Here is a 23,915-nt window from a genome sequence, read left to right as displayed (position 1 = left end):
TTTTCCAATTAACCCGATAAAAAGACCGAAGGGCACAAAAGGTTCCATCAAAAACTGAAAAAAGATGCCGTATTTTGCCGGATAGTGTTTTCAACCGCTGCGCTGCTGCTGCCTCAGACGCGAAATTCGGTCCCATTCCCGCGCCTGGTGGGCCCTGGATGTCGTCTCCACGATGAAGTCGATATGGATCTCCGCCGCCGCCCTTGCCGCTGCCGGGTCGCCGGCGGCGATCGCATCGTGAATTGCGATATGTTGCCTCAGCACCTCGTCATGGGCGCCCGCGACAGTGAAGATGAGATGGCGATTGTAGAAGATGTCGTCGCTCAGAAGCCGATAGCAGGACCGCAACGTGTGCATCAGCACGATATTGTGCGCCGCCTCGCCGATGGCGTTGTGAAACTCCACATCGCCCGCAAGCTCCTCTTCGAAACGGCCCGCCTCATGCGCCTCCCGCATTCTGTCTACGATGGCGGCGAGGTTGCGCCTGTCCGGTTCCGTCGCTCTCTGTGCGGCAAGTTCGGCGGTCATGCCTTCGATATAGCGGCGATATTCGAGGAAATCCCGCGTCGCCCGGCTGTGGCGGGTGATCAGCGCGCTCAAGGGATCGGAAAAGACCGGGCCGACAATATCGGCGACATAGGTGCCGCCGCCATGCCGGCTGGTAAGGAGGCCGCGGGTCTCAAGCTCCTTCAGCGCTTCCCGCAGGATGGGCCGCGAGACATCGAGGCGTTGCGCCAGTTCGCGCTCGCCGGGCAGCCTGTCGCCGTCCCGCAATATGCCATCGAGGATCAGTTCCTCGAAACGCAAGATCACCTCCTGCGATGTGCGGCTGTGCTCGATGCGCGCAAAAAGCATTTCGTCCATCGCAGAAGTCTCCGGCGAAATCCCGCCCCGTATTTCGATCGGGGGCAAATTATCAGCGAAGCATCGCACTGGTCAAATATTCTATCCAGTTCCGCGCGAGTGGCGTCTTGTGTACCTGCGGCAACTCGGCATCTGCCTTTCCAAACTGGCTTTTGTTAAAGCAGGCTTGGGGCAGGGTGACGATGGCGGTTTTTTGTCGTCAGATGGATCAAAACAATTACATCGGCTTCGATTGCGATGTTTTCATTGCGATCGATGTTTTAGAAATCCGGGATACGAAGCGGGGACGAAATCGCAATGGCCAAGGGTAGATTTGCTTTCGCAAGCGCGCCGGAAAGGTCGCTGGCGCTCGGGGAGGTGCATGCGCGGCCGACGGTGCTTCTCGCGCCCTCGCGCATCATCGTCCAGCTCGCCTTCATGATGGATGGCGGTTCGGCCGTGCATCACTCGGTCATCGCGGAAATGTCGCGCAGCCGCGGTGTTGCGCCGCCGGAGCGCGATGCCCGTCACCATGCCATGCCCTGGGGGCAGGGGACCTTGCGCTGGGAGCGGCACACGGAATTCTCGACCTGGTTCTGGGATGGCCCTGCGCCGGAAAAATTCGGCGGCGAGATTGCCGGCGATCCTTTCGGCGACGGCTTTTCGCCGCCCGGCTCGCTGATCTCGGGCGTGCGGCTGGAAATCCGCCCGGAAAATGGCGTGGCGTCTCAGGCGGAGACGATTTTCGAGCCGACCAGCCTCTGTCACAGTGACGTGCGTGACGGTCAGGCGGCGATCCTCACCGATTTCCGGCAGGATCGCGACGGGCTGACGCAGATATTGGTGATCGACCGGGGCCTCAGCGATTACAGCCGCGGTGCGCTGGTGCAGCGGCTGCTGGATATCGAGACCTATCGCACCCTTGCCATGCTCGGCCTTCCTATGGCGCAGACGCTGTCGCCGGAAATCCGCCGCATCGAGGACGGTTTGACGGGTATCACCCAGCGCATGAAAAACGGTGCGCGCGACGAGGCCGATGCGCCCTTGGCGGAAATGACCCGGCTTGCCGCGGAGCTGGAAGCCAATGCCGCGCTCAGCCTCTATCGTTTTGGCGCCAGCCGCGCCTATGACGGCATCGTGCGCGAACGCATCCGGGCGCTTGCGGAAACCCCGGTGCAGGGCCATGAGACCATGGGCAGCTTTCTGGAACGGCGTATGGCGCCGGCCATGCGCACCTGCCAGTCGGTGGAAGAGCGGCAGGCCAACCTGTCGCGCAAGCTCTATCGCGCCACGGCGTTGGTTCGAAGCTGGATCGACGTGGAACTGGAACGGCAGAATACGGTGCTCTTGAACACCATGAACAAGCGCGCCGCCATGCAGCTTCGCCTGCAGCAGACGGTGGAAGGCCTCTCCGTCGCCGCCATTTCCTATTATGTCGTCGGCCTCATCGGTTATCTCACCAAGGCGATCAGCCATGATGTGCTGCCGCTCGACCCTGCCGTGGTCACCGGCATCTCCGTTCCCTTCGCGGTTCTCGGCGTCTGGTGGGTGGTGCGCCGCATCCGCCGCTCCCATGCCGAGGCCGGGCATTAAGGGGTAATCCCATTTCCCTCAACCCTGCTCCCAATAGGGTGAAGGCCCATAAAGCCCGGCGAGATAATCGATGAACAGCCGCACTTTCGCAGGCAGGAATTGCCGGCTCGGATAAACCGCCGAGAGCGTGACGTTTCGCGACCCCTCGTAACCCGGCAGAACCTGCACCAGCTTGCCGCTGCGCAATTCATGGCCGATATCCCAGGTGGAGCGCAGCGCAATGCCGAGCCCTGATATCACCGCCTCGCGGATCACCTCGCTGGAATTGGTGATGAGCATCCCCTCCGGGCGAATGCTCATCGCACCGCTCGGCCCCTCCAGTCGCCAGACATCGTTATTATGGGCCGGCAGGCAGCGGTGCTTCTTCAAGTCCTCGATTGTTGTCGGCATACCGTGGGCGGCCACATAGTCCGCTGAAGCGCAAAGCATGCGACGCACCGGGGCCAGCCTGCGGGCCACGAGGCTGGAGGAATTGAGATCGGCGATACGGATCGCCAGATCGTAACCACCCTCGATGATGTCGATGAATTCGTCGCTCAGCACCAGATTGACCGAAAGATCCGGATGCCGCTCCATGAAACCCTTCAGATGCGGCGCGATATGCATGCGCCCGAAGGAGGTCGGCGCGGAAACCTTTAGTGTGCCGTTGACTGTATTGGCGCGGCCGGACACGAAATCCTCGGCCTCCTCCAGCCCTTCCAGCACGGCGAGCACCCGCTCGTAAAAGCCCTGTCCCGCTTCGGTCAAAGAGATTTGCCGTGTGGTGCGCTGGAAAAGTCGCGCGCCGAGCTTTTCTTCCAGCCGTTTGATGCGCTTGGAAATGACGGCGGGCGAATAACCGAGCTCCCTTGCGGCCAACGACATGCTGCCGGAGGCGGCAACGCTTGCGAAGACTTCCAGATCGCCCAGATTCGTCATAGTTGCCCTCGATTGTTTCCAGAATGGAAAAAATCCATAACATTTGATTGCGTCGTTTCAAAGTGGTAAAGAAAGAATACCAGTTGGTAAGATGGCATGGAGGAGGGACGGTGACGCAGCCGATCAAGTTTCTGGAGCCGCGCGCGAAAGTCGTCGCAGGCCGCGACCGCATCATAGCGGACCTCAAGGATATTCTGCCGGCGGACTGCCTTGTGCACGAACCGCGCGAACTCGTGCCTTTCGAAACCGATGCCTTCGTCTCCTATCGCCGCCTGCCGCTGGCCGTGGCGTTACCGAAAACGACGGAAGAGGTGGCGGCGGTGATGACATATTGCCACCGCTACGGCATTCCCGTCGTGCCGCGCGGGGCTGGCACCTCGCTCTCCGGCGGCGCGATCCCGCAGGAGGATGCGGTGGTGATCGGCCTTTCGAAAATGGCTTCGATCCTCGAACTGGATTTTTACAATCGCACGGCGCGGGTGCAGGCGGGCGTCACCAATCTTTCCATTTCCGATGCGGCAGGTGCTGAAGGTTTCTTTTATGCGCCGGACCCCAGTTCCCAGCTTGCCTGCACCATCGGCGGCAATATCGGCATGAATTCCGGCGGCGCCCATTGCCTGAAATACGGCGTCACCACCAATAATCTGCTTGGCGTGAAAATGGTGCTTGTCGATGGCACAGTGCTTGAACTGGGCGGCAAGCACCTCGATGCGGCCGGCTACGATCTGCTCGCCCTCGTCTGCGGCTCGGAAGGCCAGCTCGGTATCGTCACGGAAGCGACAGTGCGGCTGATCGCCAGGCCGGAAGGCGCGCGACCGGTGCTGTTCGGCTTCGAGACGTCCGAGGAGGCCGGTTCCTGCGTGGCCGATATTATCGGCGCGGGCATCATCCCGGTCGCTATCGAATTCATGGACAAGCCGGCCATCGAAATTTGCGAGGCCTTCGCCAAAGCGGGCTATCCGCTGGATGTCGGCGCGCTGCTGATCGTCGAGGTCGAAGGCTCCGAGGCGGAAATGGACGCCATGCTGGCCGACATCGTGGCGATTGCCCGAAAACATGGCGTGAAGACCGTGAAGGAATGCCAGTCGGCCATGGAAGCTGCGGCAATCTGGAAAGGCCGAAAATCCGCCTTCGGAGCGACGGGTCGCATCGCGGATTATATCTGCATGGATGGAACGGTGCCGCTCTCGCAGCTTTCCTATGTGTTGAAAAAGACCAGCGAAATCACCGACCGCCTCGGCCTGCGCGTCGCCAACGTCTTCCATGCCGGCGATGGCAACATGCACCCGCTCATCCTGTTCAACGCCAACGATCCGGGGGATGCGGCCCGCGCCGAAGAGGCAGGCAATGAAATATTGAAGCTCTGCGTCGATGCCGGCGGCTGTCTGACCGGGGAACATGGTGTGGGCATCGAAAAACGGGATTTGATGCGCCACCAGTATGGCGAGGCCGATCTTGCCCAGCAGATGGCGGTGCGCGCGGCTTTCGATGAGGGCTGGCTGATGAACCCTTCCAAGGTGTTTCCGCTGGAGGGGAGGGGATGATGGGTGTGAACTTTATGATCTCTGTGGGGGCGGCTTATCCCCCTCGCGCAAACCTCGCTATCCCATGCCCGGAGCCCGCCGCCCCATGCTGACCCCCTATGCAGAAACCCAGGTCGCCGACATTATCCGCGACCACGCCGCGCGTAAAAGCCCGCTGAAAATCATCGGCGGCAACACCCGCTCCGGTTTCGGCAATTCTGTCGCAGCAGATGAAGCACTCTCTTCCCGCGCGATGAACGGCATCGTCTCCTATCTGCCCGCCGAAATGGTCATGACCGTCAGGGCCGGCACCCCGCTCGCCACCGTCGACGCGGCTCTCACTGAAAACCGCCAGATGATGGCCTTCGAGCCGATGGATCACCGCCCGATCATGGGCACCGAAGGTGAACCGACCATTGGTGGCGTCTTCGCCGCCAATGTTTCCGGCCCGCGCCGTTATGTGGCCGGTGCGGCCCGCGACAGCCTGCTGGGTATCCGTTTCGTCAATGGCAGTGGTGAGATCATCAAGGCCGGCGGCCGGGTGATGAAGAATGTCACCGGGCTCGATCTGTCGAAGTTCCTGGCCGGGTCTTTCGGCACGCTCGGTTTCCTCACCGAAGTCACATTCCGCGTGCTGCCGAAACCGCCGGTGGAAAAAACGGTCGTTGTATCCGGGCTGGATGACGAGGCGGCGACACGCATCATGGCGGCGGCGATGGCGATGAGCGTCGAGGTTTCCGGTGCGGCGCATCTGCCGGAAAGCGTGCGTTCCCGTTTCATCGATGGCGGATTGCCGGATGGCCCGGCGACCATCCTGCGGCTGGAAGGGCTTTCCGCCTCGGTGGAGGCGCGCACGGCCAAACTCCTTTCCGTCATGGACCGGGTCGGGCCGTGGGCGCTGCTGGAGGCCGAGGAGAGCAGGATTTTGTGGTGTCAGGTGCGCGATGTCGCGCCCTATGCCGGACAGGCAGCGAAGCCCTTGTGGAAAGTCTCGGTCGCGCCTTCGGTGGGTCATCAGCTTGTCGCGGCGCTGCGCATGGAGGCGGGCATCGACGCCTTTTACGACTGGCAGGGCGGCCTTGTCTGGATGCAGATGGAGGCGGACCCCGAGGCGGATTTGCTGCGGGGCGCGATCCGTGCGCTCGGCGGCGGCCATGCCACGCTGGTGAGGGCAAGCGATGCGGCGCGCGCCACGGTCGCTGCCTTCGAACCGCGCCCGGCGGCGGAAGCGCTGCTTTCTGCGCGTATCAGGGAGAAGCTCGATCCGGAGGGCATCTTCAATCCCGGCAAGATGGCCGTAAAGATGGAAAGGGCCGTCTGAACCATGCAAACATCCTTCACGCCCGAACAACTGGCCGATCCGCATGTGGCGGAATCCGAAAAAATCCTGCGCAAATGCGTGCATTGCGGCTTCTGCACCGCCACCTGTCCCACCTATGTCACGCTCGGCAACGAGCTGGACAGCCCGCGCGGCCGCATCTACCTCATCAAGGATATGCTGGAAAACAGCCGCCCGGCCGACCGCGAGGTCGTCACCCATATCGACCGCTGTCTTTCCTGCCTTGCCTGCATCACTACCTGTCCCTCCGGCGTGGATTACATGCATCTGGTCGATCATGCCCGCGCCCATATCGAACAGACATACAAGCGCCCCTTCATGGATAGGCTGATCCGCAATCTTCTGGTTGCTGTCCTGCCCCATCCCGCCCGTTTCCGGCTCGCCCTGCATCTGGCCCGGCTGGCGCGGCCTTTCTCCGGTCTGCTAGCCAAAGTTCCGGCGCTGAATCCGCTGCAATCCATGCTCGCTCTCGCCCCCGTCGCCGTGCCTGCGGCCTCCGCATCGACCCGTCCGGGAGAGCGGCCGGCCGAAGGCGAGAAACGTGGACGCGTCGCGATCCTCACCGGCTGCGCCCAGCCGGTGCTCGATCCTGGCATCAACGAGGCGACGTTGCGCCTGCTGGCGCGGCTCGGCATCGAGGTCGTGGTGCCGAAGGGGGAGGGCTGCTGCGGTTCGCTGGTGCATCATATGGGGCGCGAGGAAGAGGCGCTCACCTCCGCAAGGCGCAACGTTGACGCCTGGACGCGTGAGATGGAGAGTGCCGGTCTTGACGCCATCATCATCACCGCTTCCGGCTGCGGCACCACCATCAAGGATTACGGCCATATGCTGCGGCTCGATCCGGCCTATGCCGAAAAAGCCGCGCGGGTCTCGGCTTTGGCGAAGGACATCACCGAATATCTCGCCACCCTCGATCTGCCGCAAAAGCAGAATCAGGGTCTGACGGTGGCCTATCATTCCGCCTGCTCCATGCAGCACGGCCAGAAAATAACGCTCGCCCCAAAACAATTGCTGAAGGCGGCGGGTTTCACCGTGCGCGATCCGGCGGAAGGGCATCTCTGCTGCGGCTCGGCCGGAACATACAACATTCTGCAGCCGGAGATTTCCGGCAAGCTGAAGGCGCGCAAGGTGAAGAACATCGAGGCCACACGGGCGGATGTCATCGCCACCGGTAATATCGGCTGCATCACGCAGATCGGAACCGGCACGGACATGCCGGTCCTGCATACCGTGGAGCTGCTGGACTGGGCCTATGGCGGGCCGAAACCGGCGAGGCTTTTGGTTTAGAACGCCGTGTGCCGATAAGGCAGTGATCCAGTGCGCCATAACGTGTGCCGCAAAGATTGGGTCGTGAGGGTTTTCTTTGTTCTCTCCTCATCCCTGTGCTTGTCACAGGGATCCAGGCAACCCAAGTCTTTGGGCTTGAAGGACTCTCCCCGCCGTGCAGACGCACGTCGGCTGGATTCCTGTGACAAGCACAGGAATGAGGGAAGAGAGCTAGAATTTATATGCCACGCCGAAATTCACCGCATTGGTGATGATATCGGTCTTCAACGAGCCGCCATTGTCAATATCGACGTCGACGAAGGAATAGGTGCCCTTATATTCCACGAAGGTCGACCAGTTGTCGGTGATGCGGTAGCTGAGGCCGGCCTGCGCCTGCAGGGTTGCGCCGCCGAACTGGTATTCGAAGGTCCTGCCTGAGGGACGGTACACTTCCACATGCGGCACGTTGATGCCGACGCCGGCGCCCACATAAGGGGTGATCGGCAGGGATTCCAGCGGGAAGCGATAGAGCGCATTCAGCGTCAAAAGGTTCAGGCCGTCGGTAAACTCGAAATGCGACCAGCCGGAACGGGCAAGCGTCTCGTCGTCGGCATAGACCTTGTCATGGGTGAAATCGAGCGAGATGCCGAAATTCCTGAGCTGGCCCTCATCGAACCAGTAGGTGCCGCGCACGCCCCAATAGGGCGGATTGGAAAACGACTTGCCTTCCCATCCGGCCCGGAAATCCGGCCCGTCGGAAACCGTCACATCGCTGTGCGGCGCGCTTTGCCAGCCGCCATAACCGGAAATTTCAAATTCGCCCGCGATTGCGGCAGAGAAGGAAACGCCGCTGAAGAGCAGGGCGCAAACAAATGAAGTATGGCGCGGCATGAAGTGAATCCAGATTGATATCAGTAATTCACCAAACCGTTTTTTGATAACATTTGAATGACAGAAACGAAAAACGGGCGGTCAGTTGACCACCCGTTTCAAGGCCGTTCCGTCATCTTTGTGAGAGAGGTCCGGCGCCTGGCGTCCCCCGCCAAGTCTCCTTCAATCAATCTAGCGACGATTGTACCGCTGCGGGACGTCAATTCAAGCGCGATGCGCCGCCACGCCGAATATAAACCTACGTATTAGCGGTGCCGTTGCCATCATATCACTATGACCTTGGTGCCCACATTCACGCGTTCATAGAGATCGGTGACGTCCTCGTTGCGCATGCGGATGCAGCCGGAGGAATTGTTGCTGCCGATTGTCCAGGGTTGGTTGGTGCCGTGGATGCGGTAAAGCGTCGAGCCTAGATACATGGCGCGCGCGCCCATCGGGTTCGCCGGGCCGCCTTCCATGAAGGCCGGCAGGTAATGTCCCTTCCTCGCCTCGCGGGTGATCATTTCCTTCGGCGGGGTCCAGCTCGGCCATTCCGCCTTGCGGGTCACCTTGTGGGTGCCTGCCCATTCGAAACCGGGCTTGCCGACACCGACGCCGTACCGCCGGGCCTTGCCATCGGCGAGAACGAGATAAAGGAAACGGTTCGGCGTATCGATGACGATGGTCCCGGGTTTTTCACTGGTCGTATAGGTGACGATCTGCGGCAGGAATTGCGGTGCGATCTGGGTGCGCACCGGCGCGTTGGGGCGTACTGCGGCATTCTGCACCCTTGCCGGGCGCTGCGATGTGACGCCGGAGCTGGGGCGCTGCGGCATGGCGGCCTGACGCCGCTGGAAGAACGGCTGGCGTGCGGCAGGGGCGCGCGGATAAACCACGGGGCGGACATTGCCGCGACCGCCGAGCTGGGTGACCCAGGGGGCGGAAAGATCGGGGCTGACGACAATGGGCGGACGCTCGCGATAACGCTCATTGGCCATGGCGGCCGGAACGGCAAAGGTGGAAACGAGGCTCAGCGCCAGAAAAACGGACTTCATCGTCATCGGGTGGACTCTCTCTGCGGTATGTCGCAACTATGGATTTGCGGGACTGTTCGCCCGCTTTGACGGACAGGTTCGCATCTCGACGCCAGCGAATCGTAAATGGATGTTCATTAAAAAGCGCTTGATTAGGGAAAGCTGTATTTAAGGTTAGCACCCGGTTTTGAAACGTGGTGAATGAGTGGTAAGTGCGCGGTCTGAACCGGTCGCGGGCTGGAGTGAGAAGGGTAATTGCGGAATGAATGAAGCGGGACTTGAAACGGGCGCGGATGGCCTGGTGCGGTGTTTCTGGCAGCAGGGGCTTGCGGATTACAGCCGTTACCACGACGAGGAATGGGGTTATCCCGTCACCGACGATCGCCGCCTTTTCGAGAAGATTTGCCTGGAAGGTTTCCAGTCCGGCCTTTCCTGGCTGACCGTTCTGCGCAAGCGCGAGGCTTTCCGTCTCGCTTTCGCCAATTTCGAATTCGAAAAGGTGGCGGAATTCGGTGAGGCCGATATCGAGCGCTGCCTCGCCGACAAGGGCATCATCCGCCATCGCGGCAAGATCGTTTCGACCATCAACAATGCCCGCCGCGCCATGGCGCTGCGCGATGAATTCGGTTCGCTCGCCCGTTATTTCTGGAGTTTCGAACCGGCCGCCGCAGAAAGGCCGCAAAGGCTGGACTATGCGACGTTAAGGGCCAACCCCACCAGCGCCGCCTCCATCCGCCTTTCCAAGGATTTGAAGAAGCGGGGCTGGACCTTCGTCGGCCCGACGACCGTCTATGCATTCATGCAGGCCATGGGTATGGTCAACGACCATATCGAAGGCTGCCATTGCCGCCAGCCGATTGAGGCCATGCGGCGGGAGTTTGTACGTCCATGAAGGTAACCTCCCTTCTTCTGGCTCTCACCCTGGCCGTCGCCGCCCTGCCGCATGCCTCCTTCGCGGAAGGCCGCAATGTCGACGGCATATGGCTCGATGACGGCGAAAGGCTGAAGGAAGTGGCGCTGCCGCCGGCCGGGCCGCTGAAGCTTGACGGCTGGACGCGGCGCGGGCGCGGCGATGTCTATCGCCTGAAGGTGAAGGCCGGGCAGACGGTGAAGATCGAGCTTGCCGCCTCCAGCGAATTCGTGCTGATGGCGGTCTTCGATTTTTCGACGCCGGATGAGGATGCGATCTTCTTCAGCGATTCCGAAGGCAAGGTCGCAACGCTGACGCCGAAGGCGGATACGGAGTGGCTGATCCGCCCGACGCTCATCCTGGGATCGCCACGCCGCGGTCTCGGCGCGCATTACACGCTGACTGTCAGCACCGGAAAATAACGCCACGCCTTTTGCTCAGGCCGCCTGGGTCAGCACGATCAGGCCGAAACTTAGAACACCCAGCAGCACGAGCGACAGGCTGGCGGCGACGATGACCTTACCGCCGGCATGGCGAAGGCTGCGAATATCGACCGAAAGACCCAGCGCTGCCATCGACATGATGGTGAGGATATTGGAAAGCGAGGCGACAGGGCCGATCAGAGCCTCTGGAATGAGGCCGAAAGACCGGGCCATGATCATCAGCACGAAAGCGACGATGAACCACGGAACCATCTGTTGCAATCTCAAGCGTCCCTTGTCGGACTGGCCATGGATAACGGAGAGGGCGGCGATCACAGGTCCCAGCATCAGCACGCGGATGAGCTTGACAATAGTGCCGGTCTGCACGGCGATTGCGCCGAGCGGGGCAGTGGCGGCCAGAACCTGCGGCACGGCATAGACCGTAAGCCCGGCGAAAATGCCATATTGGGTGGCGTCGAGGCCCAGAAGCTGCGGCAGGAACGGCATCAGCAGCACGGCGGCGACGCCGAGAACGGCCGTGAAGGCAATCGAGGCGGCAACATCCTCCGGCTTGGCGCCAATGGCGGGTGCTGCGGCGGCAATTGCGGAGTTGCCGCAGATGGAATTGCCGCAGGCGATCAGCGTCGCAAGCTTGGGCGGCAGGCCAAGCATCCGCCCGGCGGCATAGCTGACGATCAGCGACAGCGCGACGATCAGCGCAATGCCGCCGATCAGCAAACCGCCAGCCCCCTTGAGAATGGAAAGGCTCAAGGACTCGCCGAGAAGCGCCACCGCGATTTCGAGCAACGTCTTGGCGCTGAACTTGATGCCGGCCGAGGCGACGGCGGGCAGCGACACCAGCGAACGCAGCAATGTGCCGATCAGGATGGCGAGCACGAGATCGCCGAGCCATGCGTGGCCTGCAAGCCGCACCTGAAAGCGCTCCGCCAGAATGGCGGCGCAGCTGACCGCCGCGCAGAGAAGAATGCCCGGCAGGAGCGGGGTGATCCAGCGGAGCGAAAAATGAAAAGGGTGGGTAAGGGTGCGATGGTGTGCCATGGCCAGACAATGCCTTAGCCGCCTGTTTTATTCTATCAAATAGTATGGCATATATTATTCGATAAAATCGAATGAAAAGTCCATGACCTTCGAACAACTCCGTATTTTCATCGCCGTTGCCGAACGCGAGCACCTCACGAGGGCGGCCGAAGCTATCGGTTTGACCGCCTCCGCCGTCAGCTCGGCCATCAAAAATCTCGAGGCCTTTTATAATGTCGAGCTGTTCCATCGCGTCGGCCGCAACATTGAATTGACCGAAAGCGGCCGGGCGTTTCTGGGCGAAGCAAAGGCGACGCTGGCGCGTGTGCGCAATGCGGAATTGATTCTCTCCGAAATGGGCGGCTTGACGCGCGGCGAAATTACCGTCTGCGCCAGCCAGACGATTGCCAGCTACTGGCTGCCGCCAATCCTGATGCAGTTCAAGAAACTCTATCCCGGCGTGACCGTGCGGCTTGATATCGGCAATACCAAGACGGTGACGGAGGCGGTGCTGGAAGGTCTGGCGGAGGTCGGTTTCATCGAAGGCAGGATCGATGAGCCCGCATTGATGGTGCAACCCGTCGTGTCCGACAAGCTGCTGGTCGTTACCGGTTCGGCCCACCCCTTTGCCGATGGCCGCCACCTCACCGCGCTCGATATGCTGTATGGCACCTCCTGGGTTCTGCGCGAACAGGGCTCCGGCACCCGCTCCGCCTTCGAGGCGGCGGTACGGCAAATGGGCGTGGACCCCGGCGAACTTGCCGTCATGCTCGAACTGCCGTCCAACGAGGCGGTGGTGATGGCGGCACGCGCCGGCGGTGCGGCCACGGCCGTTTCAGCCTCGGTGGCATCCCTCTTCCTGCGGCAAGGGTTGCTCGTCCGCGCCGGTATCGATCTGCCCGCCCGCAACTTCGCTTTGCTGCGCCATAAGGAACGCCATACCAGCCGGGCGGCCATGGAACTGGAACGCCTCAGCCGTGCGGCTTCGGAGGACTACAAGGCCGGTCTCGCGGGGTTGTAGGCCGTAGACGCACGACGTGCGACGATCACGTCATTTCCCGCGCGGTGACGTGATGCACGATGCGATAATCCCGGCTTTCCTCCCCGAAGGGGGCTAGCGGCCAGTCCCATGTCACAGCAGGCCCGGCAATCTCGATGCCATGCAGCAGGTCTTCATGCTGCTGGACGCTTCCATCCTTGCCAATGACATCGAAGGCCGTATCCGTCATCAGACAGACCTTGCAGGGCAGGCCGGCCAGCGCTTCCAGATGGGTGTGAATGAGCTTCGGCAGAAGATCGTCCGGGGCATCTGCGATCTTTTCGCGCTCCAGCCGGTGGCGTGCGCCGGTGCCGATCTGTGACAGGAGATTGGCCGATACGACGAGATCGAGATAGGGCACGCGCCGCAGGAAATCGAGCGGTTCCGCCGGCCGACCGGCGAGAACATCGTCAAAGCCCGAAAGATCGCGGTTGGCGATGCGGACATTCTTTTTGGCATTGAGGCGCAGCTTTGCCTGTATGCTGGCAAGATGCACCAGATCGACCAGCACGACCGTATCGAACATCGCCACCAGCGCATTATGGGGCACATCGCGCAGCAGGCCCGAGCCCAGCACGACCGCCGTTCGCCGCTGCTTCAGCTTTCTGGCCGATTGCAGCACGAATTGCCGGCTGTTGTTTTCATGCTCCGCCCATGCCTTGGCGCAACGGTTGGCACGCGCCCAGAGATTTACGGAATAGCGGATATGCGGCCGGAATTCTTTCGGCGTGACCGCGCGTGTGGCGGCATATTGCAGGGCTTCGAGGATCATGAATGCCTAACGGTATATTTCACGGCGATGGCCGATTTCGACCACCAGCACGACGAGCTTGTGATCCTGTATATCGCAGATGATGCGGTAATCGCCCACCCGGTAACGCCAGAAATTTCCAAGCTCGGAACCTTGGAGAGTGGTGCCGGTCTGACGCGGATCATCTAGCGCCGCTATTCTCTCATGGAGAAAGCTCCGGATGCGTCGGCGCACTTCCGGGTGAATCTTGCGCATCTCTTTCTGGACAAGCGTGTCATATTCAATTGTCCAGATCACGCCAGAACTCCTCGGCGCTTATCACCTTTGATTCACCGCGCTGGATGCGCCGCATCGCCTCTTCCGCAAGATAGAGGTCTTCCATATCCTCGATATGCTTCTCGATCGCCTCGCGGATGTAATAGGCGGATGTACGGCCGGTGCGCTCGGAAAGCGCCTTCAGCCGCTCATAGGTCTCATCCGGCAGGCGAATGGCCGTCTGTTTGCTCATTGATTTAAGTCCTTTCCGACTAAAATGGGATACATGCATCCCATATAGCATCGCTTGCCCTGCGCTGCCAGCAGAACCAAAGCCTTTGCGGCTTGCCGCACCGGGCTTCATCCTCTAAAGCATGTCTCCCAAAAGTGCGCAGCGGTTTTGGGATAAAGACATGCGTAAAAACAGAATTTAAAGCGCGGCGCGCTTTAACACCGGCATAATTTCAGGAAAATATCGGATCGGCATCATGAGCGAAAAAGCAAAAAAGCCTCAGAAACTGAAAGCCCGCCTGCCGCGCGGCTTCGTGGATCGTTCGGCTGCCGATATCCATGCCACCAATGAGATGATCGACAAGATCCGCAAGGTCTACGAGCTTTACGGTTTCGATCCGATCGAGACCCCTCAGTTCGAATATACCGATGCGCTCGGAAAATTCCTGCCCGATAGCGACCGTCCGAACGAAGGCGTGTTTTCTCTACAGGATGACGACGACCAATGGATGAGCCTGCGCTACGATCTGACCGCGCCGCTCGCCCGTCATGTCGCGGAGAACTTCAACGAAATCCAGCTGCCATACCGCACCTATCGCGCCGGTTATGTCTTCCGCAATGAAAAGCCCGGCCCCGGCCGCTTCCGGCAGTTCATGCAGTTCGATGCCGATACGGTGGGTGCCGCCGGCGTGCAGGCCGATGCCGAAATGTGCATGATGATGGCCGATACGCTGGAAGCGCTCGGCATCAAGCGCGGCGATTACGTCATTCGCGTCAACAACCGCAAGGTGCTTGATGGCGTCATGGAAGCCATCGGCCTCGGTGGCGAAGACAATGCCGGCCGCCGTCTCAACGTGCTGCGCGCCATCGACAAGCTCGACAAGTTCGGCCCTGAGGGGGTGAAGCTGCTGCTCGGCCCCGGCCGCAAGGACGAGTCCGGCGATTTCACCAAGGGTGCGGGTCTTGGCGAGGAGCAGATCGAAAAGGTGCTGTTTTTCGTCAGCATCAAGGATTATGCGGCAAGCGCCGATGATCTGGCCAAGCTGGTCGCAGGCACCTCGAAAGGCGAGGAAGGCGTTGAGGAGCTGAACATCATCGGCGCTCTGGTCACCAGTGCCGGTTACGATGCTGATCGCATCAAGATCGATCCCTCGGTCGTTCGCGGCCTCGAATATTACACCGGCCCGGTCTATGAGGCCGAGCTGACCTTCGATGTCACCAACGAAAAGGGCGAAAAAGTCGTATTCGGCTCCGTCGGTGGCGGCGGGCGTTATGACGGCCTCGTTTCGCGCTTCATGGGCCAGCCGGTCCCGGCCACGGGCTTCTCCATCGGCGTTTCGCGCCTGATGACGGCGCTGAAGAACCTCGGCAAGCTCGGCAAGGTGAAGCCGCTCGCCCCTGTTCTCGTCACCGTCATGGATGGCGATGTGGAAAGCATGAGCCGTTACCAGCGCTTCACCCAGGCGCTGCGGGCCGAAGGCATCCGCGCTGAAATGTATCAGGGCAACTGGAAGAAATTCGGCAACCAGCTGAAATATGCCGACCGTCTCGGCTCCCCCATCGCCATCATCCAGGGCGGTGACGAGCGCGCCGAGGGCGTGGTGCAGATCAAGGATCTGATCGAAGGCAAGCGCCTTTCCGGCGAAATCGAGGATAATGCCAGCTGGCGCGAGGCGCGTGTGGCGCAGGTCAGCGTGCCGGAGGCCGAGCTGGTGGCGAAGGTCCGCGAGATTCTGGAGCATCAGGCAGAGGACGTTCGCCGCGCCGCCGAAGGGCGCTGAAGCCATGGCGATCCTCGCGCTCGACCATGTTCAACTGGCGATGCCGGCGGGCCGCGAAGATGAGGCGCGCGCTTTCTATGGCGGCCTGCTCGGCTTTGCGGAGCAGGCAAAACCTGCCAATCTGGCCGCGCGCGGCGGCTGCTGGTTCACTTGCGGCCCGATAAAACTGCATCTCGGCGTCGAGCAGGATTTCCGCCCGGCGCGCAAAGCCCATCCGGCCTTTCTGGTCGATGATATGGCAACCTTGCGAAAAACACTTGAAACAGCAGGCTGCCATGTGGTTGAGGATGAGCCGCTGGAAGGGTATCACCGGTTTTATGTCCATGATCCCTTCGGAAACCGCATCGAAATGATGCAACCGCTCGAACCGTGACGAAAAGTACCGCTCCATGCCCCTGATCGACATGCCGGAATTTTCCGGAGAGCTACTGGAAGAATTCGCCGCGCGCCGCACGAGCCGCGTGAACACGCCCGTTATCCAGCCCGCCGAACCGTTTCTGGATATGGCCGGCGAGGACTTGCGCCGCCGTATCTTCATGACAGAGAGCGAGGCGGGTACGAGCCTTTGCCTTCGCCCGGAATTCACCATCCCCGTCTGTCTGCGCCATATCGAAACGGCGACCGGCACGCCGAAGCGTTACTCCTATCTTGGCGAAGTCTTCCGCCAGCGCCGTGAGGGTGCCAACGAGTTTTATCAGGCCGGTATCGAGGATCTCGGTGACACCGATATCGCCGCCGCCGATGCCCGTGCCGTTGTTGACGCCACCGGCATTCTGCAGCGCCTGCTGCCGGGCCGGGCGCTCGCCGTCACGCTGGGCGACCAGCAGGTATTCGAGGCGGTGGTTGCCGCCCTTGGCCTGCCGCTGGGCTGGCAGAAGCGGCTGGTGCAGGCCTTCGGCGATATGGCGCAGCTGGACGCGTTGCTGGAAAGCCTCGTGCATCCCAAGCCGATGACCGGCCTTGACGCCCGGGTCGCCGGCCTTTTGGCGACGGGCGACGAGACGGTGCTGGTCGATTATCTCGACACGGTGATGCAGGAGACCGGCTATTCCACCAATGCCAGCCGTTCGCCGCAGGAAATCGCCCGCCGCCTCAGGGAAAAACTGGCGCTTGCGGCCACCCGCCTGCCGGATGAAAGCTTCGCGTTGCTCAAGCAGTTTCTGGCCCTGAAAGCGCCGTTGCCGCAGGCCTCGCAGATTCTGGCTGATTTTGCCGCAAAGGCGAAGCTGAAGCTGGATGGCGCGCTGTCCGCTTTCGATAAACGCGTTGCAGCGCTCGCCAATGCCGGCGTCGATCTCGAAACCGTCACCTATGGCGCCGCCTTCGGTCGTCCGCTCGATTATTATACCGGCCTTGTTTTCGAGGTGGTGGAAGCGGGCGGAGACAGCGTTCTGGCCGGCGGCGGTCGTTTCGACCGGTTGCTGACCCTGCTCGGCGCACAGGAAAAAATCCCGGCCGTGGGCTTCTCACTCTGGCTGGATCGCATCGAAGCCGTGCGCGGGAGCGACAAGCCATGATCACCATCGCATTGCCCTCCAAGGGCCGGATGAAGGAAGACGCCTCCGCCGTTCTGGAACGCGCCGGGCTGAAAGTCGCGGTCGTCGGCAATGATCGGTCCTATCGCGGCCGTATCGAAGGGCGCGACGATATCGAGATCGCCTATCTGTCGGCCTCCGAAATCGCCCGCGAAATCGGCGCAGGCACGGTGGATTTCGGCGTGACCGGTGAAGACCTGGTGCGCGAAGGACTGACCAATGCCGATGCGCAGGTGGAATTCTGCGCCCGTCTCGGTTTCGGCCATGCGGATGTCGTTGTCGCCGTGCCTGAAATCTGGCTCGATGTGGACAGCATGGCCGATCTGGGCGATGTGGCGTCCGAATTCCGCGCCCGTCATGGCCGCAGGCTCGCCATCGCCACTAAATATTGGCGGCTGACGCAGCAGTTCTTTTCGCGCCAGCACGGCATTCAGCTGTATCGCATCGTTGAAAGCCTCGGCGCGACCGAGGGTGCGCCGGCGGCGGGGCAGGCGGATATCATCGTCGATATTACTTCAACCGGTTCGACGTTGAAGGCCAACCACCTGAAAATCCTCTCGGACGGCATCATCGTCCGTTCGGAAGCGTGCTTCGTGCGTGCCCGCAAGCCTGACCATGAAGGCGATGCGGCGGTTCAGGAAATCGCCTCGCGCATAAGGGCTGCGGTCTGATGACGTAAAAAAAGCCGCCGGAGCGATCCGGCGGCTTTTTTATTGGTAATCGATTCGGCTTACGCGTGGGCGATAGCCGCGCCGCGCTTAGCGTCGACGGAATAGGCGCCGGCGCCGAAGGCGGCAAGCAGGATGTAAGCGCCGGCAAGGGTGATGTTCTTGACCATCATGATGCCGTTCAGCGTGTTGATCCAGCCAAGAGCCGGCTCAGGCCAGCCGGGAACGGCAACGGTGCCGCTGTGGAAAACCAGACCCGTGAAGATGCAGAAGACCGCAAGCGCCCAGGCAGCGATCTTGGTCTGGAAACCAGCGAGAATGGCAAGACCGGCGACGAGTTCGAACAGGCCTGCAATATAGGCAAGCGCGGTTGCGGCAGGCAGGCCGGCGCCGGTGATCATGCCGGCCGTGCCGGCCGGATCGACGAGCTTGCTGAAGCCCGAGGTGATGAAGATGAAGGAAAGCAGAAGACGGGCGATGAGAACGAGAACGTTCTGGCTGGTGGACATGGATATCTCCGGTAAATAATCGGCGTGTCGCCGGTTGAACTGCAATGTCTGGAGATATCAATGCCCGAAAATAACTCACCCATAAAGATGAACAATAGAAGACAAATCGTCTTCATTTTGTGAACGAAGCTGGGCGTCCGCCCGGCTATTTTCATGCGGCGAAGCGAATATCTTCAAAGCGCGGGAACAGGAAAAGCCCTGATATGCGCCCTTGCTGCCCGTCTTCGAAGCCGGAAGATTCACCCATGCAGATGACCGGCTGCCGCATTGCCGGCAAGATGGAGAGGCCGGTTGAAAAACAGAAACGTGAGGGTGCGGTGGAAACCTGCTCGAAAAGTTCCAGCACGCGGGCGTGGTCAGAGCGGTCGTAACAGCGGACAAGGCTGAGCAATCCGCACTCGCCCGGCGGCAGGCCGTGCATGAATGACGCATGTTCGCCGAGCCGGATGACGCCACTGGAAAGATCGCTGCTCCACTCATCCGACATGAAGAAATGCGACAGGGTCCGGGGATCGGGCGTGGTTGTTACCGCCGCAGGCAGAGCATCGTTGCGTCTTGATATTTCAAACAAATCGCGCCCCCGCATGAACACATGCCAGCGCCGCCGCTTCAAGCGCCGCTGCCAGGTTGAACCCTTACCGCCACCCGCAGTCGAGCGTATTTGCCATACATCGAAACCCCTTCAATGCGTGGCCGCCTCGGCGCGGAACCCTTACGGGGGGTGACTTATAGTTTATTTTCCCCTGTCTACAACAACCACTCAGGGAGAAAATCAAAAATATTATGTATTTCTTCTTCAAAGTCGCGAGGGACGTGAAAAAACACAACTAAATAGCGCACTTATAAGTAGGGCAAAATGGAAATCGGCCGCTTGCGGCGCCATGATTCGCCTATCGTAATGTCATTATTGCACGGTTTGTCCAGTACAGGCCGGGGTGAAATTATGAATGTCCCAAAAAGAAACAATATTTGGGCCGCTGGTTTCGGTGCAGGGCCGCCAGGAGGGCAGGGACGCCAAAGAAAAAGGGCGGTCCGAAGACCGCCCTTTCCTTATTCCGGTGACAGGACTGATTAGAAGTCCATGCCGCCCATGCCGCCGCCCGGCATTGCCGGCATCGGAGCGTCCTTCTTCGGAAGCTCGGCGATCATGGCTTCGGTGGTGATCAGCAGCGAAGCAACCGAAGCTGCGTTCTGCAGAGCCGTGCGAACAACCTTGACCGGGTCAACGATGCCGAGCTGGATCAGGTCGCCATATTCGCCGGTCTGGGCGTTGTAACCGTAGTTGTCTTCGTTCTTCTCGAGGATCTTGCCAACAACGATCGAAGCTTCGTCACCCGCGTTGTCTGCAATCTGGCGAACCAGGGCCTGCAGGGCGCGGCGGATGATGTTGACACCAGCTTCCTGATCGTCGTTTTCACCCTTGACGGTGATCTTCGTGGAGGAACGCAGCAGGGCAACGCCGCCGCCCGGTACGATGCCTTCCTGAACGGCTGCGCGCGTCGCGTTGAGAGCGTCGTCGATGCGGTCCTTCTTTTCCTTCACTTCGACTTCCGTCGAACCGCCGACGCGGATAACGGCAACGCCGCCAGCGAGCTTGGCAAGACGTTCCTGCAGCTTTTCGCGGTCGTAGTCGGAGGTGGTTTCTTCGATCTGGGCCTTGATCTGGGCAACACGGCCTTCGATGTCGGACTTCTGGCCGGCGCCGTCAACGATCGTGGTGTTTTCCTTGGAGATCGAAACCTTCTTCGACTTGCCGAGCATGTCGAGGGTCACGTTTTCGAGCTTGATGCCGAGGTCTTCGGAGATGACGGTACCACCGGTCAGGATGGCGATGTCTTCCAGCATGGCCTTGCGGCGGTCGCCGAAGCCAGGAGCCTTGACAGCAGCGATCTTGAGGCCACCACGCAGCTTGTTGACGACGAGCGTTGCAAGAGCTTCGCCTTCGACGTCTTCAGCGATGATGACGAGCGGCTTGCCGGTCTGAACGACAGCTTCGAGAACAGGCAGCATGGCCTGAAGGTTCGAGAGCTTCTTCTCGTGCAGGAGGATGTATGCGTCTTCGAGGTCCGCAATCATCTTTTCCGGGTTGGTCACGAAGTAGGGCGACAGGTAGCCGCGGTCGAACTGCATGCCTTCGACGACTTCGAGTTCGGTTTCAGCGGTCTTGGCTTCTTCAACGGTGATGACGCCTTCGTTGCCGACCTTCTGCATTGCTTCAGCAATGTCGAGACCGATCTGACGCTCGCCGTTTGCAGAGATCGTGCCGACCTGTGCAACTTCTTCGGACGTGTTGATCTTCTTGGCCTTGGCCTGAAGGTCCTTGACGACTTCAGCGACGGCCAGATCGATACCGCGCTTCAGGTCCATCGGGTTCATGCCGGCAGCAACTGCCTTGGAACCTTCGCGAACGATGGCCTGGGCCAGAACGGTCGCGGTGGTCGTGCCGTCACCGGCGATGTCGTTGGTCTTGGAGGCAACTTCGCGAACGAGCTGCGCGCCCATGTTCTCGAACTTGTCTTCCAGTTCGATTTCCTTGGCGACGGAAACGCCGTCCTTGGTGATGCGCGGAGCGCCGAAGGACTTGTCGATAACGACGTTACGACCCTTCGGGCCGAGGGTGACCTTCACTGCATCAGCAAGAATGTCGACGCCCTTGAGCATCTTTTCGCGTGCTGTGCGGCCGAATTTTACTTCTTTGGCTGCCATGTTCAAAACTCCTGGTTTCGAATGGCCGGACTGGGTCCGGCTTGAAATTTAAGGAAGGACGGGTCCGGCTAAATCAGCCGATGATGCCCATGATGTCGGCTTCCTTCATGATCAGAAGGTCTTCGCCGTTGAGCTTGACTTCGGTGCCCGACCACTTGCCGAACAGAACGCGGTCGCCAGCCTTGACGTCGAGAGCGACGACCTTGCCGGACTCATCGCGTGCGCCGGAACCGACGGCGACGATTTCGCCTTCCTGCGGCTTTTCCTTGGCGGTATCGGGAATGATGATGCCGCCCTTGGTCTTTTCTTCGGACTCAACGCGACGAACGACGACGCGATCGTGAAGCGGGCGGAAGTTGGTGCTTGTCATTGTCTAATCCCTCGATCAAATGACTGCGCGAGCTTTTGCACTCGCCTGATGGGTGTTAGCACTCTCGTTTATCGAGTGCCAGCGGAACCGAGATAAGGAGGGCTTCTGCCGGAGTCAAGAACGCCCTGTCTGAAAAATTTCATGGCTTATGGTTATCAGCGTTCCATGACAGAAATTTCCCATGTGCGGGCAGGCGCCGCGACGACATTCTTTTCGCGCGTTGCGGCCGCATCGTATCTAGGGGGTATTTGTGTTCATGCTGCGTCAGGCGGGTCAAAGACCGCTCTGGCGGCGCTTTTTTTCTTGCCATTGGCGTCCCGCTTTGCGATGTGACGCTCACCCTTTTCTAGCATCCGGAAAGCATCTCATGGCCCATCGCATTCTCACCCTCGGCGAAATCACGGCTGGGTTCGACGTTATTCTTTCGGATGTCTGGGGCGTGTTGCACAATGGCGTCAGCGCCTTTCCGGATGCGGCGGTTGCGCTGCGGGAAGCGCGCAAGGCCGGCAAGACGGTGGTGCTCATCACCAATTCGCCGCGCCCCGCTCCCGGCGTCATCGCCCAGCTTCGCGTTCTCGGCGTGCCGGATGAGGCTTATGATCGGATCATCACCTCCGGTGACGTGACCCGCGGACTGATCGCGGAAGGCCCGAAAAAGGTCTTCCTGCTCGGCCCCGAGCGCGACATGCCGCTGCTGGAAGGCCTTGATGTTGACGTCGTTGGCGAGGTGGAAGCGCAGTCCGTGGTCTGCACCGGCTTTTTCGACGACGAGACGGAAACGCCGGAAGATTATACCGAAATGCTCAAGGGCTTCATCGCCCGCAACGCACCGATGATCTGCGCCAACCCCGATCTGGTGGTGGAGCGCGGCGAGCGCATCATTCCCTGCGCCGGCGCCATGGCGGCCTATTACGAACAGCTCGGCGGCGAGGTCCGCATTGCAGGCAAACCGCATGCGCCGATCTATGAGGCCTGCCTGGCTGCTGCCAAGGAAGTGCGCGGCGAATTCGCCAAGGACCGCGTGCTCGCGATCGGTGACGGCATGCCGACGGATGTGAAGGGCGCGATTGCGAGCGGCCTCAACCTTCTTTATATCAGCGGCGGCATTCACGCCGCCGAATATACGCTGAACGGCCAGACGGACGAGGCGCTTCTCAACGCCTATCTCAAGGGGCAGGGTGCTGCTCCCGGCTGGTGGATGCCCCGTCTTGCTTGAAGCCGTCTCGGCTAAGGAATAGCTGGCGCAGGAATGGATCGATTGCCATGACCGTCTTTCACCGCAATGAAAAAAAGGAGCCGCTGCCGGAAGCCCTTCGCGGTGGCGTCATCGCCATCGGTAATTTCGACGGCGTGCATCGCGGCCACCGGGCTGTGCTGGATCGTGCCCTGGAACTGGCGGAAGCCCGCGGCGTGCCCGCGCTGGTTTTGACCTTCGAGCCGCATCCCCGTTCCGTCTTCCGTCCCGATACGCCGGTCTTCCGCCTCACGCCCGCGCCGCTGAAGGCGCGCATTCTCGAGGCCATCGGTTTCCGCTCCGTCATCGAATATCCCTTCGACCGGGAATTTTCGCAGCGCTCGGCGGAGGAATTCGTCCAGTCCATTCTGGTCGACTGGCTTCACGCTAGCGCTGTCGTCACCGGCTTCGATTTCCATTTCGGCAAGGGCCGCGAAGGCGGCCCGGCATTTCTGATGGCAGCCGGCAAGCGCCACGGTTTCGACGTGACGCTGGTGGATGCCTTCCGCGACGAGGGTGCGGATGTCGTCTCCTCCAGCCGCATCCGCTCGCTCCTGTGCGAAGGCGATGTGGCGGGTGCCGCCGGCCTGCTCGGTTATCGCTTCACGGTGGAAAGCGAAGTCATTGGCGGCCAGAAACTGGGGCGCACGCTGGGTTATCCCACCGCCAACATGGCGCTGGCGCCGGAAACGGAACTGAAGGCGGGCATCTATGCCGTGCGGTTCCACCGCCCGGACGGTTCGATCCGCGATGGCGTGGCGAGCTTCGGTTACCGCCCGACCGTCACCGAAAACGGTGCGGCGCTGCTCGAAACATTCGTCTTCGATTTTTCCGGCGATCTTTATGGCGAGGTCTGTTCGGTCTCCTTTTTCGGGCGTCTGCGCGATGAATTGAAATTCGACGGTCTCGATCCGCTCGTCGCCCAGATCAGGCGCGATGAAGAAGAGGCGAGAGCGATGTTATCGGGCGTGCGCCCGCTCAGCGAACTGGACGCCAGGATCGCGTTCTGACCGGGTAAGGCCGGTCAGCACTGTTCTGGCCGAGAACGCCGTCGCTTTTCTCTTCCTTTTTGCCGGAAAA

General features: G+C 60.7%; 25 protein-coding genes. 13 read left to right on the top strand and 12 right to left on the bottom strand.

From position 1 onward, the window contains the following. Positions 1-90: 90 nt before the first annotated feature. Positions 91-864: a FadR/GntR family transcriptional regulator gene (locus AGR1_RS10300; protein WP_080791302.1), complete on the bottom strand. Its 774-nt coding sequence runs from the start codon at positions 862-864 to the stop codon at positions 91-93. Positions 865-1,161: 297 nt separating this feature from the next. On the opposite strand from AGR1_RS10300, the gene AGR1_RS10295 reads away from it, so the two are divergent. Further along, the gene (locus AGR1_RS10295; protein ID WP_149146858.1) at positions 1,162-2,436 is read left to right on the top strand and encodes a DUF3422 family protein; all 1,275 of its coding nucleotides are present in this window, start codon (positions 1,162-1,164) and stop codon (positions 2,434-2,436) included. A gap of 18 nt (positions 2,437-2,454) precedes the next feature. Here AGR1_RS10295 and AGR1_RS10290 read toward each other — a convergent pair whose 3' ends face one another. Next, a complete protein-coding gene (locus AGR1_RS10290) occupies positions 2,455-3,354 on the bottom strand; it encodes a LysR family transcriptional regulator (RefSeq protein WP_077983323.1) in 900 nt (299 codons plus the stop codon). Positions 3,355-3,464: 110 nt separating this feature from the next. Between AGR1_RS10290 and AGR1_RS10285 the strand changes: the two genes are divergently transcribed. The 3 genes from AGR1_RS10285 to glcF all read left to right on the top strand — a co-directional run bounded on the left by AGR1_RS10285 (position 3,465) and on the right by glcF (position 7,503). Next, positions 3,465-4,898 (top strand): FAD-linked oxidase C-terminal domain-containing protein, encoded by a 1,434-nt coding sequence (locus AGR1_RS10285; RefSeq protein WP_149146857.1) that lies wholly within the window; start codon positions 3,465-3,467, stop codon positions 4,896-4,898. 85 nt (positions 4,899-4,983) lie between these two features. Then, positions 4,984-6,198 carry a glycolate oxidase subunit GlcE gene (gene glcE / locus AGR1_RS10280; RefSeq protein WP_149146856.1) on the top strand — a complete coding sequence of 405 codons (1,215 nt, stop codon included), beginning with the start codon at positions 4,984-4,986 and terminating at the stop codon, positions 6,196-6,198. Between the two features lie 3 nt (positions 6,199-6,201). After that, positions 6,202-7,503 carry a glycolate oxidase subunit GlcF gene (glcF, locus tag AGR1_RS10275; protein WP_149146855.1) on the top strand — a complete coding sequence of 434 codons (1,302 nt, stop codon included), beginning with the start codon at positions 6,202-6,204 and terminating at the stop codon, positions 7,501-7,503. A gap of 210 nt (positions 7,504-7,713) precedes the next feature. Here the strand turns inward: glcF and AGR1_RS10270 are convergent, their stop codons facing one another. Then, entirely contained in the window at positions 7,714-8,373 is a 660-nt protein-coding gene (locus tag AGR1_RS10270; RefSeq protein WP_149146854.1) for an outer membrane beta-barrel protein, read from the bottom strand. Positions 8,374-8,636: 263 nt separating this feature from the next. Next, positions 8,637-9,413, bottom strand: coding sequence for a L,D-transpeptidase (locus tag AGR1_RS10265; protein WP_080791296.1), 777 nt, complete (start codon positions 9,411-9,413; stop codon positions 8,637-8,639). A gap of 235 nt (positions 9,414-9,648) precedes the next feature. Between AGR1_RS10265 and AGR1_RS10260 the strand changes: the two genes are divergently transcribed. Both AGR1_RS10260 and AGR1_RS10255 read left to right on the top strand, forming a co-directional pair. Beyond that, positions 9,649-10,278 (top strand): DNA-3-methyladenine glycosylase I, encoded by a 630-nt coding sequence (locus AGR1_RS10260; RefSeq protein WP_149146853.1) that lies wholly within the window; start codon positions 9,649-9,651, stop codon positions 10,276-10,278. After that, a complete protein-coding gene (locus tag AGR1_RS10255; protein WP_149146852.1) occupies positions 10,275-10,718 on the top strand; it encodes a hypothetical protein in 444 nt (147 codons plus the stop codon). Before AGR1_RS10260 ends, AGR1_RS10255 begins: the two co-directional genes overlap by 4 nt. Before the next feature lie 15 nt (positions 10,719-10,733). Here AGR1_RS10255 and AGR1_RS10250 read toward each other — a convergent pair whose 3' ends face one another. Then, complete coding sequence (locus tag AGR1_RS10250; RefSeq protein WP_149146851.1) at positions 10,734-11,777, bottom strand: YeiH family protein; 1,044 nt, start codon at positions 11,775-11,777, stop codon at positions 10,734-10,736. Between the two features lie 82 nt (positions 11,778-11,859). On the opposite strand from AGR1_RS10250, the gene AGR1_RS10245 reads away from it, so the two are divergent. Beyond that, the gene (locus AGR1_RS10245; RefSeq protein ID WP_149146850.1) at positions 11,860-12,777 is read left to right on the top strand and encodes a LysR family transcriptional regulator; all 918 of its coding nucleotides are present in this window, start codon (positions 11,860-11,862) and stop codon (positions 12,775-12,777) included. 25 nt (positions 12,778-12,802) lie between these two features. Here the strand turns inward: AGR1_RS10245 and AGR1_RS10240 are convergent, their stop codons facing one another. Genes AGR1_RS10240 through AGR1_RS10230 form a run of 3 tightly spaced genes read right to left on the bottom strand, consistent with a single transcriptional unit; the run spans position 12,803 to position 14,054 of the window. Continuing rightward, positions 12,803-13,567: a hypothetical protein gene (locus AGR1_RS10240; RefSeq protein ID WP_149146849.1), complete on the bottom strand. Its 765-nt coding sequence runs from the start codon at positions 13,565-13,567 to the stop codon at positions 12,803-12,805. A gap of 6 nt (positions 13,568-13,573) precedes the next feature. Then, positions 13,574-13,843 (bottom strand): type II toxin-antitoxin system RelE/ParE family toxin, encoded by a 270-nt coding sequence (locus AGR1_RS10235; RefSeq protein WP_080791291.1) that lies wholly within the window; start codon positions 13,841-13,843, stop codon positions 13,574-13,576. After that, entirely contained in the window at positions 13,827-14,054 is a 228-nt protein-coding gene (locus tag AGR1_RS10230) for a DUF6290 family protein (protein ID WP_080791290.1), read from the bottom strand. The genes AGR1_RS10235 and AGR1_RS10230 overlap by 17 nt, the downstream gene beginning before the upstream one ends. A 235-nt stretch (positions 14,055-14,289) precedes the next feature. Between AGR1_RS10230 and hisS the strand changes: the two genes are divergently transcribed. From hisS to hisG, 4 genes are read left to right on the top strand one after another with little or no spacing between them, the layout of a single operon-like run. Next, a complete protein-coding gene (gene hisS / locus AGR1_RS10225; RefSeq protein ID WP_149146848.1) occupies positions 14,290-15,813 on the top strand; it encodes a histidine--tRNA ligase in 1,524 nt (507 codons plus the stop codon). Between the two features lie 4 nt (positions 15,814-15,817). Then, complete coding sequence (locus AGR1_RS10220; protein ID WP_080791288.1) at positions 15,818-16,186, top strand: VOC family protein; 369 nt, start codon at positions 15,818-15,820, stop codon at positions 16,184-16,186. 16 nt (positions 16,187-16,202) lie between these two features. Continuing rightward, a complete protein-coding gene (locus tag AGR1_RS10215) occupies positions 16,203-17,330 on the top strand; it encodes an ATP phosphoribosyltransferase regulatory subunit (RefSeq protein WP_149146847.1) in 1,128 nt (375 codons plus the stop codon). Beyond that, complete coding sequence (hisG, locus tag AGR1_RS10210) at positions 17,327-18,019, top strand: ATP phosphoribosyltransferase (RefSeq protein ID WP_149146846.1); 693 nt, start codon at positions 17,327-17,329, stop codon at positions 18,017-18,019. Before AGR1_RS10215 ends, hisG begins: the two co-directional genes overlap by 4 nt. Positions 18,020-18,078: 59 nt before the next feature. Here the strand turns inward: hisG and AGR1_RS10205 are convergent, their stop codons facing one another. The 4 genes from AGR1_RS10205 to groES all read right to left on the bottom strand — a co-directional run bounded on the left by AGR1_RS10205 (position 18,079) and on the right by groES (position 21,601). Then, entirely contained in the window at positions 18,079-18,525 is a 447-nt protein-coding gene (locus AGR1_RS10205) for a DoxX family protein (RefSeq protein WP_080791285.1), read from the bottom strand. A 151-nt stretch (positions 18,526-18,676) separates the two neighbouring features. Continuing rightward, complete coding sequence (locus AGR1_RS10200; protein ID WP_080793178.1) at positions 18,677-19,111, bottom strand: hypothetical protein; 435 nt, start codon at positions 19,109-19,111, stop codon at positions 18,677-18,679. A 485-nt stretch (positions 19,112-19,596) separates the two neighbouring features. Next, positions 19,597-21,231, bottom strand: a complete 1,635-nt coding sequence (groL, locus tag AGR1_RS10190; protein WP_077982872.1) for a chaperonin GroEL — start codon at positions 21,229-21,231, stop codon at positions 19,597-19,599. A gap of 73 nt (positions 21,232-21,304) precedes the next feature. Then, entirely contained in the window at positions 21,305-21,601 is a 297-nt protein-coding gene (gene groES / locus AGR1_RS10185; protein ID WP_077982871.1) for a co-chaperone GroES, read from the bottom strand. Positions 21,602-21,968: 367 nt separating this feature from the next. Here groES and AGR1_RS10180 point away from each other — a divergent pair, with 367 nt between their 5' ends. Then, positions 21,969-22,817: a TIGR01459 family HAD-type hydrolase gene (locus AGR1_RS10180; protein ID WP_149146845.1), complete on the top strand. Its 849-nt coding sequence runs from the start codon at positions 21,969-21,971 to the stop codon at positions 22,815-22,817. A gap of 47 nt (positions 22,818-22,864) precedes the next feature. Continuing rightward, on the top strand, positions 22,865-23,845 hold the full coding sequence (locus tag AGR1_RS10175; protein WP_080791282.1) for a bifunctional riboflavin kinase/FAD synthetase: 981 nt from the start codon (positions 22,865-22,867) through the stop codon (positions 23,843-23,845). Positions 23,846-23,915 lie beyond the last annotated feature (70 nt).

The sequence above is a fragment of the Agrobacterium sp. B1(2019) genome (genome assembly GCF_008274755.1).
Lineage (GTDB): Bacteria > Pseudomonadota > Alphaproteobacteria > Rhizobiales > Rhizobiaceae > Agrobacterium > Agrobacterium salinitolerans.
Note: the sequence above shows the minus strand (reverse complement) of the source record. Positions and strands in the feature narration are given on the sequence as shown.

Coding starts and splice junctions, on each gene's coding strand:
- AGR1_RS10300 (WP_080791302.1), bottom strand. CDS start 864: ATGGACGAAATGCTTTTTGCGCGCATCGAGCACAGCCGCACATCGCAG.
- AGR1_RS10295 (WP_149146858.1), top strand. CDS start 1,162: ATGGCCAAGGGTAGATTTGCTTTCGCAAGCGCGCCGGAAAGGTCGCTG.
- AGR1_RS10290 (WP_077983323.1), bottom strand. CDS start 3,354: ATGACGAATCTGGGCGATCTGGAAGTCTTCGCAAGCGTTGCCGCCTCC.
- glcE (WP_149146856.1), top strand. CDS start 4,984: ATGCTGACCCCCTATGCAGAAACCCAGGTCGCCGACATTATCCGCGAC.
- glcF (WP_149146855.1), top strand. CDS start 6,202: ATGCAAACATCCTTCACGCCCGAACAACTGGCCGATCCGCATGTGGCG.
- AGR1_RS10270 (WP_149146854.1), bottom strand. CDS start 8,373: ATGCCGCGCCATACTTCATTTGTTTGCGCCCTGCTCTTCAGCGGCGTT.
- AGR1_RS10265 (WP_080791296.1), bottom strand. CDS start 9,413: ATGACGATGAAGTCCGTTTTTCTGGCGCTGAGCCTCGTTTCCACCTTT.
- AGR1_RS10260 (WP_149146853.1), top strand. CDS start 9,649: ATGAATGAAGCGGGACTTGAAACGGGCGCGGATGGCCTGGTGCGGTGT.
- AGR1_RS10255 (WP_149146852.1), top strand. CDS start 10,275: ATGAAGGTAACCTCCCTTCTTCTGGCTCTCACCCTGGCCGTCGCCGCC.
- AGR1_RS10250 (WP_149146851.1), bottom strand. CDS start 11,777: ATGGCACACCATCGCACCCTTACCCACCCTTTTCATTTTTCGCTCCGC.
- AGR1_RS10245 (WP_149146850.1), top strand. CDS start 11,860: ATGACCTTCGAACAACTCCGTATTTTCATCGCCGTTGCCGAACGCGAG.
- AGR1_RS10240 (WP_149146849.1), bottom strand. CDS start 13,567: ATGATCCTCGAAGCCCTGCAATATGCCGCCACACGCGCGGTCACGCCG.
- AGR1_RS10230 (WP_080791290.1), bottom strand. CDS start 14,054: ATGAGCAAACAGACGGCCATTCGCCTGCCGGATGAGACCTATGAGCGG.
- hisS (WP_149146848.1), top strand. CDS start 14,290: ATGAGCGAAAAAGCAAAAAAGCCTCAGAAACTGAAAGCCCGCCTGCCG.
- AGR1_RS10220 (WP_080791288.1), top strand. CDS start 15,818: ATGGCGATCCTCGCGCTCGACCATGTTCAACTGGCGATGCCGGCGGGC.
- AGR1_RS10215 (WP_149146847.1), top strand. CDS start 16,203: ATGCCCCTGATCGACATGCCGGAATTTTCCGGAGAGCTACTGGAAGAA.
- hisG (WP_149146846.1), top strand. CDS start 17,327: ATGATCACCATCGCATTGCCCTCCAAGGGCCGGATGAAGGAAGACGCC.
- AGR1_RS10205 (WP_080791285.1), bottom strand. CDS start 18,525: ATGTCCACCAGCCAGAACGTTCTCGTTCTCATCGCCCGTCTTCTGCTT.
- AGR1_RS10200 (WP_080793178.1), bottom strand. CDS start 19,111: ATGCGGGGGCGCGATTTGTTTGAAATATCAAGACGCAACGATGCTCTG.
- groL (WP_077982872.1), bottom strand. CDS start 21,231: ATGGCAGCCAAAGAAGTAAAATTCGGCCGCACAGCACGCGAAAAGATG.
- groES (WP_077982871.1), bottom strand. CDS start 21,601: ATGACAAGCACCAACTTCCGCCCGCTTCACGATCGCGTCGTCGTTCGT.
- AGR1_RS10180 (WP_149146845.1), top strand. CDS start 21,969: ATGGCCCATCGCATTCTCACCCTCGGCGAAATCACGGCTGGGTTCGAC.
- AGR1_RS10175 (WP_080791282.1), top strand. CDS start 22,865: ATGACCGTCTTTCACCGCAATGAAAAAAAGGAGCCGCTGCCGGAAGCC.